Annotated in this window: 6 protein-coding genes; 4 read left to right on the top strand and 2 right to left on the bottom strand. The window is 39.7% G+C overall.

All coding sequences use genetic code 11. The annotated features are described in order from the left end of the window. A partial coding sequence (gene msrA, locus ACOVO2_RS01665) for a peptide-methionine (S)-S-oxide reductase MsrA (RefSeq protein WP_421768302.1) occupies positions 1–534 on the top strand: 534 nt, incomplete at its 5' end. Between the two features lie 113 nt (positions 535–647). On the opposite strand, the gene ACOVO2_RS01660 is transcribed toward msrA, so the two are convergent. After that, a complete protein-coding gene (locus tag ACOVO2_RS01660) occupies positions 648–2,204 on the bottom strand; it encodes a RagB/SusD family nutrient uptake outer membrane protein (RefSeq protein ID WP_421768301.1) in 1,557 nt (518 codons plus the stop codon). 134 nt (positions 2,205–2,338) lie between these two features. Beyond that, positions 2,339–5,482, bottom strand: coding sequence for a SusC/RagA family TonB-linked outer membrane protein (locus ACOVO2_RS01655; RefSeq protein ID WP_421768300.1), 3,144 nt, complete (start codon positions 5,480–5,482; stop codon positions 2,339–2,341). Between the two features lie 291 nt (positions 5,483–5,773). Here ACOVO2_RS01655 and ACOVO2_RS01650 point away from each other — a divergent pair, with 291 nt between their 5' ends. The 3 genes from ACOVO2_RS01650 (at position 5,774) to ACOVO2_RS01640 (ending at position 10,509) form a co-directional block, all read left to right on the top strand. Further along, positions 5,774–6,601 carry an energy transducer TonB gene (locus ACOVO2_RS01650; protein WP_421768299.1) on the top strand — a complete coding sequence of 276 codons (828 nt, stop codon included), beginning with the start codon at positions 5,774–5,776 and terminating at the stop codon, positions 6,599–6,601. 192 nt (positions 6,602–6,793) lie between these two features. After that, positions 6,794–7,609, top strand: a complete 816-nt coding sequence (locus tag ACOVO2_RS01645) for a TonB family protein (RefSeq protein WP_421768298.1) — start codon at positions 6,794–6,796, stop codon at positions 7,607–7,609. 317 nt (positions 7,610–7,926) lie between these two features. Further along, on the top strand, positions 7,927–10,509 hold the full coding sequence (locus ACOVO2_RS01640) for a YbcC family protein (protein WP_421768297.1): 2,583 nt from the start codon (positions 7,927–7,929) through the stop codon (positions 10,507–10,509). Position 10,510 lies beyond the last annotated feature (1 nt).

Genomic DNA, 10,510 nt, shown 5'->3' with positions numbered 1-10,510 from the left:
GAAAAGGCTTATTTTGCATCGGGTTGTTTCTGGTGTGTAGAGGCTATTTTTGAAAGTTTGAAAGGCGTGAAAGAAGCCGTTTCAGGATATAGTGGTGGGCATACCAAAAACCCAACTTACGAAGACGTAAACACCGAACTTACGGGCCACGCCGAGTCGGTTGAGGTTATTTACGACCCAAAAATTATTTCTTACGAAACCCTCTTGAAAGTGTATTTTGCTTCGCAAGACCCAACGCAGGTAAAAGGTCAAGGCCCAGATAAAGGAGACTCGTATCGTTCGGTAATTTTCTACCAAAACGAAACCGAAAAAACATTGGCCGAAAACTACAAAAAACAACTTGATGCTTCGGGGAAATACAAAAAACCGATTGCGGTAGAAATCGTACCTTTTAAAGTTTTCTGGAAGGCTGAGGCTTATCACCAAGATTACGAACGTAATCACCCCGAAAATCCTTACGTTCAGAATGTTTCGATTCCACGTATCGAACGCATGAAAGCTCAGTTCCCTGAGTTGTTGAAAGGTAAGCATTGATTTTAATCTTCTTTTTCATTTTTCCGTGATAAGCATAGCGTGCCACGGAAATGAAAAGTCCCTCTTCTGACATCAAAAGAGGGACTTTTTTATGTACTTAAACCAACAATTTCTTAGTTCGGATAACCAGGATTTTGAGGTTTCAAATTCGGGTTATTCAACATTTCTTGTCTGCCTAAAGGAAGCAACAAGTGTTTTTCTTGCAACGGTTGTTTCGAGCTTTGGTTGATGTGTCCTACGAAGTTATCAAATCCTTTGGTAGTTTCATTGAATACTTTGCGAAGACGCACCATATCAAACCAAGTGATTTGCTCGTAGCATAGCTCGTGCCATCTTTCTTTCCAAACAGCCTCTCTAAACGACTCTTTCGTGTATGTTCCCAATGCAGGTGTTGTTAGTTTCGCACGGTCTCTGATTCGTTTGAAAGCATCATACGCTTGCTGATTTGGTCCACCAACTTCGTTTTGTGCTTCAGCAAACATCAATAATACTTCTGCATATCTTATTTGTGGAACATTTAAATTATCATTGCGAGTACCAGCTACACCAAACGAACCGTTAGCAGTCTGATTAAAGTGTTTGAAAATATACGGAGCACCTAATTCAAATCTTGCACCGTTTCCATTCGTGAAATAACTTGTGTAGAAATATCCTTCTTGGTCTTTCGTGCGTAAGTCGCCTGGTTCATAAGAGTTATAGAACGAAATCGTTGGTACAGTACTACCTGTTCCACCTGGCCCATTAAAAGTCACAGGCTTAAAGTTAGGAAACATATTACCCATCGGATTTCCAGCAACCAGAGTATTGTACTGAATCATGAATAAATGCTCTACTCTATTTTTAAGGCTTTCACGGTGCACATCAAGATACGTCGGGAAGAGGTTGATTACCGTTGGGTTGCTATTGGCATACGTAATTACTTCAAGAGCTTTATCAGCCGCCAGTTTGTAATGCGTTGCCCCTTTGCTCAACGGAAAACCAGCCATTGTTAGATACACACGAGCCAATTGAGCTTTTACAGCCGCTAAGTTGACCCTCCCACTTGCATCCATCCAAGCCAAACCAGCATTTTCTGCTTCGGTCAAGTCAGCGATGATAAGCTTATAAATATCTTCTTGTGGTGCTCTTGTAGGCAAGAAATCTTCCGAGTCTGCTGTTTGAGGATTGGTAATCAACGGAATATCGCCCCAAAGTCTTACAGCAGTGAAATACGCCGATGCACGTAAAAATTTAGCTTCACCCAAAATTTTCTTCTTTTGAGCCTCAGGCATTGGCGTAATCGGCGGAACCTTCGCAATCACTTGGTTTGCTTGTGCAATCACTTTATAGAGACCATTCCAGTAGTTTACTACATGAGCGGTATTTCCATCATGCACCAAACCGTAAAGGTTATTAAGGTCAGAGTTTTGAGCTGTTTCGGTTGTCGATGTTCCTGTTAAGGCTTCTAAAAGTTGCCAGTTAGAAGAGAAAATCCCTGCACCGCCACCCATAAATCGGAGGTCGGCATATACTGAAGCTAAAGCGGCTTCAGCGTGGTCTGGAATTGTGTAGAAACTCTCAGGTGTAAGGTTTGAAGGAGCATTTTCTTTCAAAAAGTCAGAGCAACTGGTCTGACTAACCAATAAAGCACTTACGAGTGCTATTTTAAATTTATTAGAAATATATTTCATTTTTAATTCTATTTTCAAGTTAAGCAACTATGAATGATTAATCGGCATATAATAGCTGCACTAAAAACTACTGATAAGCGTTTTATGCAACTACACACTATCAACTACTGATCGTGGACTAGCTGATTCATTGATTAAAACGCAAGCTGTAAGCCCATCATATAAATGGTAGGTTTTGGGTAATTATGCCAAATCATACCTTGCGAAAAAGCACTGTTTCCGTCGCCTTGATTGGTTGGTGTTACTTCTGGGTCGCCTACGATTTTATCTTTTAGCAATAAGAAGAAATTTTGTGCCGAAGCATAAACTCTCAAGCGGCTCAACTTCAATTTATCAGTTACACTACCAGGGAATGTATAACCCAACAATAGGTTTCTACCACGCAAGAACGAGCCATCTTTAATCCACCAGCTATCAACATTTGTTACGTATCCAGCTCTTGTATCTCTGATTTCAGCAATCATTGTGTTTTGGTTTTGTGGAGTCCACGCATTCAATACAGATTTGTAGCTATTTGCCAATGCTTGGCGGTCTTCGCTGGCGTGGAGGTTCATCATCATTACATCGTTTCCATAAGAATACTGCAATTCGAGCGTTAAGTCGAAGTTGCCGTATTTCCAAGTATTTGTTAGAGCTCCCCAAAATTTCGGACTACCATTTCCAATAATCGAGCGGTCGGCGTCAGTGATAGCATTATCACCGTTTACATCTTTGTATTTAATATCACCCGGAAGGATCGTCAAACCATTTCTATAACTTGTGAATTTAGCAGCTTGGTCTCTTTCAGCTTCGCTCCAAACACCCAAACGAGTAAGTCCCCAGAACGAACCAACTGGCTCTCCGATACGGATAATGTTAGTAGGATTTGTGAAGTTAGGTCCACCAACATTAAAGATGTCAGAAGGCGTTGCCAACGAAAGCACCTTATTTTGGTTGAATGAAATATTGAAGTTAGTATTCCAACGTAATTTTGCAGTATTAATGTTGACAGTATTTACAGCAAACTCAAAACCCCTGTTTTGCATCGAACCAACGTTTCTTCTGATAGTGCTGTATCCGCTTGTTTGTGGTACAGGTGCGTCCAAGAGCATATCAGTTGTTTTACGATAATAGAAATCAGCTTCGATATTGATACGGTTGCTGAATAAACCAATTTCTAAACCTACATCAGCTTGAGCTGTTTTTTCCCATTTCAAGTTAGGGTTTGCCAAACGTGAAATCCCTGTTCCCGAAACACGAGTATCATTGTAAATAGTAGCGTAGTTTGAGCTAAGTAATGATAATGACGAATACGAAGGAATTTCAGAGTTACCAGTAAGACCATAGCTTGTGCGTAATTTCAAGTTAGAGATTACGGTATTTTTGCTCATAAATTCTTCTTCCGAAATCTTCCACGCAAATGCTCCCGAAGGGAAAAACGCAAACTTACTATTTTCACCGAATCTCGATGATCCATCGGCTCTACCAGTAAATGTAAATAAATATTTATTGCTCAAACTATAGTTAATACGACCAAAATATGAGTTAAATGCAAAGCGTGATGCACCCGAACCTACTGCTGGAAGCGTAGAACCAGCACCTAAGTTATTGAAGCCGAAGTAATCAGTTGCAAATCCACGTACACTCGCGGCAATGTTAAAGAAGTCAGTTTGTTGCCACGAAAGCCCTAGTAAACCTGTAAATGAGTGAATTTTATTGAAAGTCTTGTTGTAAGTCAAGAAATTCTCCAACGACCAGAAAGTTTGTTTTTGGTTTGAAGCAGATGCAGTTCCCTGGTCGCCAATTGCTAGTGTACGAGTGGTAGACTGGTTGTTTTCTTGAGTCATGATATTTGCCCCAAAAACCGTTTTCATCTCTAAGCCTTTCGCAAGTGTGATATTTGAGTACAAAGACCCCGTAGTAGTTTGTGTATTTAAAATAAATTTACGCCCCATCAAGCGGTGAACCGAACTAAACGTTCCTTCTGCAAATGGGAAGTCACGGTTATTGGCATACGTACCATCGGCATATTGCACAGGAAGAAATGGAAAATCCTCAACAATCTGACGTGCAACCGCATCGTTAATGTCTACAACGTTCTCCGATTGATTATTATAAGCAAGCGTACCACCAACTTTCAGCCATTTCTTGATTTGGTCATCAATCGTAAATCTACCAGCGTAGCGTTTCATGTAAGATGTCTTGATAAGACCTTGGTCATCTCTGTAACCCAACGAAAACGAATACTGTGTACGCTCGTTTCCGCCATTGAAACCTAATTGATGGTTTTGAGACAATTTATTCTGAGAAGACTCTTTAAACCAATCTGTATCGTGCAACGGATTACCTTGTGCATCAAAAACACGTGGGTCAGTGCGACGCAACTTCGGATTCAAATACGCCCATCTGCCTGCTGCCCAACCAACTGGGTCATATTTTTGCATATTTGCCCAAGCTAAGTCTTCAACTGCCATGTATTCTTTGGCGTTTAAAACTTCCGGACGGTTTGGTCCAATCGTATTTACACTAAAGTCAGAGCTGTAAGTTACTTGGCCTTCGTTGGCTTTTCCTTTTTTGGTTGTTACTAAAATTACACCATTTGCTCCTCTTGCACCATAAATAGCCGTAGAAGAAGCATCTTTCAAAACCTCTACCGAAACAATATCGTTAGGGTTGATATAATCAATAGCTGAGCTAAACTGGGCCTGATTATTTTGTGGAAGCATCACACCATCAACTACATATAATGGATTATTTGATGAGTTGATTGAGCTAAAACCTCTCACACGGATGGTTGTACGACCACCCGGGCGACCAGAGTTGGTGTTTACTTGCACACCTGACATTCTACCCGAAAGAGCTTGATTCAACGATGCTGCCGGACGCTCTAATAATTGATCTTGCTTTACAGTACCAACAGCACCAGTCAAATCTGATTTCTTTTGCGTACCATAACCAATCACAACCATTTCTTCCAAAACGTTTAGCTTAGATGTAAGCACGATATCAAAATTGGTTTTATTTCCAACCACAATTTCTTGTGTGTCATAGCCAACAAACGATACCACAAGGATAGTTGAACTACTCGGAACTTCAATTTTGAAATTACCACTCACATCTGTACTTGCACCTTTAGTTGTGCCTTTTACGGCCACACTTGCACCAATAACAGCTTCGCCGTTTGCATCGGTTACTTTCCCCGTAACGACTTTGGTACTTTGGCCAAACGTTACTACAGAAAGTAAGAAAAAGAGGACTGATAAGTACCTCGACTTGGATAAGTAGAACTTACATTTCATAAAAAAATTAAGTTTTTTGTTTTGTTTAATAATTTAGTTTTGAATATTACGCCAAATATATTAATATTTTTTAACAAATAAGGACATTGAAAAATTATGTATTTATTAAATGGTAGCGTTTTTTTATTTTTAATTATTAATTATTCTTTTACTTACTTGAATCCACCTAAAAAAATTTAGAAATACCATTTAACTTCCTCACAAAAAACAAAAAAAACTTTCAAATTATTTTGAAAATACAGAAACATTGATTTACATTTGTAAACTTCAAGTGAACCATACCCATAAAAAATGAAAAAATTAACCTTAGTCGTCCTCACAGGCGTACTGTTGTGTTATACCTATGCCCATGGGCAAGCCCCTACAACACAATTGCCTGTCTCTGTGCTTGTTATCGGAAACGATGCTAAAAAAAACAACACCTCCCCCTCCGAACAAGTAATTACCAAATACTACTCTGCCAATCGAAAAGAGGTAAAAACACCGCAGGATGCTACCTTCTATCGAGAGTTTAAACAGATAGCCGAGAAACTCTTTCAAGTATGTGAATATCACATTGACCGCCGTCCTTCAATGGAACTGTATGTAACAAACACCGCATATGATGTAAAAAATGGCCCTTATCGTTTATACTACCCTGATGGTATACTGATCGATAATGAAGGCATGTATAAAAATGATGTTCAGATCGGGAATTGGTATTATTATCACCGAAGCGGCAAGCTCAGCGGAAAAGAAATGTATGAAGACGGCTTATTGGTTGATGCCGAGTATTTCAATGAAGATGGCAGTAGGCTAACTGATATTACGGCTGCTGTTCGTGAAAAACCAAGTTTTCCGGGTGGAGTTATTGAAATGGATAAATTTGTGCAGAAAGTAATTGAGCTACCTGAGGAAGTCGTAAAAAATAAAATTACAGGAAAAATGGCCATTGGTTTTATTGTAGAGCCCGATGGAACATTATCAAATCCTAAAATTGAGCTCTCGCTCAATCGAGCACTAGACGAAGCCGCCTTTAAGGTACTCGACCAAATGCCAAAGTGGATTCCAGCAAAATCGCATAATCGACTCGTCAGAGCTAAATACACCATGCCGATTACGATTACGATCCGAAAATAATTATTTGTGCCTAATAATCAGTATAATACGTAGATACTGCTCACATCTTTATTGTATCTACGCTCTAATAAAAAGTCCAAATATAACTTTGGCATAGTTTTTGGAAAGTTATTAAACGGATACGCAGTGTATCCCGAAATTCTTTTCATCATAAGAATTTACGTGCTTAACACAAACCCAAAAAGAAATTACATGAAAAAGGTTTTTACCTCTGCCATTGCTTTGAGCTTTAGCTTATCGGTTTTTGCTCAAACCTCAACTTCTGAAAACTCTCCTATGTATGCACAAGCATCTGAGGTTTCGAGTCCACAAATTGACTTAATGTCAAAAGACGTAAGCAGAAAATATTTCAATGCAAATCGTCAAGAAGTAAAATCGTTGGACGATGCAAAGTTCATCGAGATTTCAAAGAAAAATAGTAGAGGTTTATGGGATGTAGCCGAATTTTTTGCAAACGGATTCTTGCATATGGAAGGAACTTTCTTAGATAAAAAATTAGAGGTTCGTTCAGGAAAATTCAAATTTTATCGCCCGAGTGGTGTTCTTGATTATGAAGGTGTCTATGCCGAAAACTCTCCAACTGGCGAGTGGAAATTTTACTTTCCGAACGGACAAATGAGCAGTCTGGAAGTGTATGAAAACGGAAATAGGGTAAGAGAAGAGTATTGGAATGAAGATGGTACAAGTCTATTAAACAAGAGTGCCGGCGAACGAATGTTGCCAGTATTTGACGGTGGTCAACTCGTAATGAGCGACTATCTCAAGAAAAACCTACAATATCCAGCAGAAGCAGTAGCTAGCAAAACTACTGGTAAAGTAGTTGTAAGCTTCTGGGTAAATGAAGATGGAACAATTGCTAACCCTAAAATCGAAGAGTCTATGGGAGCAATGTTTGATAATGCGGTTTTGAAAATGGTTACTGAAATGCCAAAATGGCTTCCTGCCAAACACCATAACCGCCCAGCCAAACAAATGTATATACTACCAGTGGCATTTAGCTATAACTGATAAACGCTTTTCAAAAAATATCTATCTTTAAGAGCCATTATTCCTAGGAGTAATGGCTCTTTTGTTTAGAAAGAATCGGTTTTTATTCTAATTTTTTCAACATTAATTTCGTTGAAACCTGCCTCTTCTCTCACTTGCTTTCTATAACATCTACATAGGTTCAGATTAAAGACTTTTAATCTCTTTTTTAAGTTGATTTTAGTACACCGTCTTTTATTTGTTGCATAGTTCAAATCGAACTGGGGTTTGAAAGAAAGTCGGATAGCCTCTTTCGAGCCTATTTTCGTTTTTCATACTTATATTTAAAACCTTCCTTCATGAAAAAGAAACATTCAAACGAATCAAAAGGATTCGATGAACACGAGCTTTTGCATGAACTCAAGCACTTTTTGCCTGCACAAGCTCCGCTCAAAGACTTCGTTCATCACAACACGCTCCACGCCTTTCAAGATTTGAAATTCTATGATGCCATACGTAGAGCATCTAAGATTTTCGGATATAAAGTGTCGCTCTCGCTTGAGGAGTATCGTGCACTTTACTCAAAGGAGCAAATCAATAACGATATTTTAGAAAGAGCCATTGCTGATAGAAAAGGTAAAGCAAACATAGAAGAGTGGAAAGCGAAAGCACTTTATGGCAAGTATGATGAATCTATTCATCCGAAAGTTGGTATGCTTCGAGCCAACTGGAAGAAAAAATACTACATCGACCTTGACCTTTTGGTGCATCCGCTTCTATTCAGAATTTTGTGTAGCTACCTCGACCAAGGTATTTCGACTTGGAGTTTTCCTGATTCGAAAAAAGGTTTTTTGGCTTCAATGCAGGAAATCGAAAGAAATACTTTTAGTAGTTTTTTCAAAAATCCTCGTGCTAAAAAACTCTTACTCGATGGCACCGCTACGATTGAAAGTTTACTCGCACTGATTGTTGGCGATAAATCGCTTTTTAATCAATACATATTCGACCAACAATTTGCTCATCAAGGATGGGCAGGTATGGTTTCGGCAGTAGAAGATTTACCTCAAACCCTACTCGACCAAAAGAAAATTACGCTCAAAGAACTCATCATTTTTGAACTTCTACTCGAAATTGATGCTCTTGATACAAAATTTGGTGAAAACTGGGCATCGTTGAGCCAACGTCTTGATTCAAAACCTGCCGATTTATTTGAAGAAGTTCCAGTAAGCGAACTTAGCGAATTGCTCAATATTTGGCAAGATGCTTTTGAATGGAGCTACTATGACCAAGTTTTGGCGGGTATAAAAGCCCCCCCCGCCCCCGATGGGGGAGCTTTTACAAACTCACCAGAGGTGAATTTATTATCAGAGAATAGGTTTTTAGCTCCCCCATTGGGGGCGGGGGGGGCTGTTTCCTTTCAAGCAATGTTCTGTATCGATGACCGTGAGTGTTCGATTAGACGTTATTTAGAAAAACTGGATGAAGGCTGCAAAACTTATGGCACGGCTGGATTTTTTGGGGTAGAGTTTTTTTATAAACCCGTACACGCCAATTCATCAACCAAGCAATGCCCTGCCCCAGTAACACCAAAATATCTGATAAAAGAAGAGATTCCGAATGCGAAGGCAAAGTCGAACAATGATATTCACTTCGAGAAGCAATCTCATTCGCTTTTTACGGGTTGGTTTATTGCCCAAACAGTAGGTTTTTGGTCGGCATTTCGTTTGATGCTCAATATTTTTCGTCCATCAGAAAATGCCGCCGCGGTATCTTCTTTCAAACACATGGACAAGGCCTCAAAACTTACCATCGAAAACAGTAATCCGAATGATATAGAAGACGGTTTGCAAGTGGGCTTCACGGTACAAGAAATGGCCCTACGTGTAGGTAATCTTTTAAACAGCATTGGTTTAGTAAAAGATTTTGCATCGATAGTCTATGTAGTGGGTCATGGTGCAAGTAGCGTAAACAATACTCACTATGCAGGTTATGATTGCGGAGCGTGTTCGGGTCGGCCGGGTTCGGTCAATGCTCGTGTAATTAGCTTCATGGCCAATCATGCAGGTGTACGTGAGATTTTGAGGGGCCAAGGCATTGATATTCCTGCCAGCACGCAGTTTGTAGGAGCATTGCACGATACCACTCGTGACGAAATCGCTTTCTACGATACAACTATTCTTTCGGCCGAAAATCAACAAAAACATAGTAAAAACGAGGCTCTTTTTGTGAAGGCACTTGATTTTAATGCAAAAGAGCGTTCGAGAAGATTCGAGTCGATTGATACACATGCTTCTCCCGAAGAAATTCATGAGCGTATCCGTATCAGAGCGGTGTCGTTGTTCGAGCCACGTCCCGAACTCAACCACGCCACCAATGCTTTGTGTATTGTTGGGCGAAGAGAAATGTCGGAAGGTTTATTCCTCGACCGTCGTTCGTTTATGAACTCTTTCGATTATCGAGTTGACCCTGAAGGTAAATTTTTGGTAAATATCCTTAATGCCGTAGCTCCTGTATGTGGAGGTATCAATCTCGAATATTATTTCTCAAGAGTTGATAATCATAAGTTGGGGGCGGGTTCAAAACTTCCACACAATGTAATGGGACTTTTTGGGGTAGCCAATGGTATCGACGGCGACCTTCGCCCTGGCCTTCCGAGCCAAATGATTGAAGTACATGACCCAATCAGATTGATGGTGATTGTCGAGCATTTCACAGATATAGTTTTGTCGGCGATTCTGAAGTCTGACCAAACTTACGAATGGTTTAATAACGAATGGATTCATTTGGTAGTGGTCAATCCACTGACAAAAGAACTTTCTTACTTCAAAGATGGAGGTTTTACGACCTACGAACCTTTGCAGAAGACCCTCAAATCTGTGCGAAACCTTGAAGAGTTGATTGAATCGCACCAAGAAAATTTCCCTGTTTATTTAATCAAGTGAT

Source organism: Emticicia sp., from assembly GCF_049241225.1.
In the GTDB taxonomy this organism is placed as follows: Bacteria; Bacteroidota; Bacteroidia; order Cytophagales; family Spirosomataceae; genus Emticicia.
The sequence above is the reverse complement of the archived record's forward strand: the minus strand, read 5'-3'. Positions and strand labels throughout refer to the sequence as shown.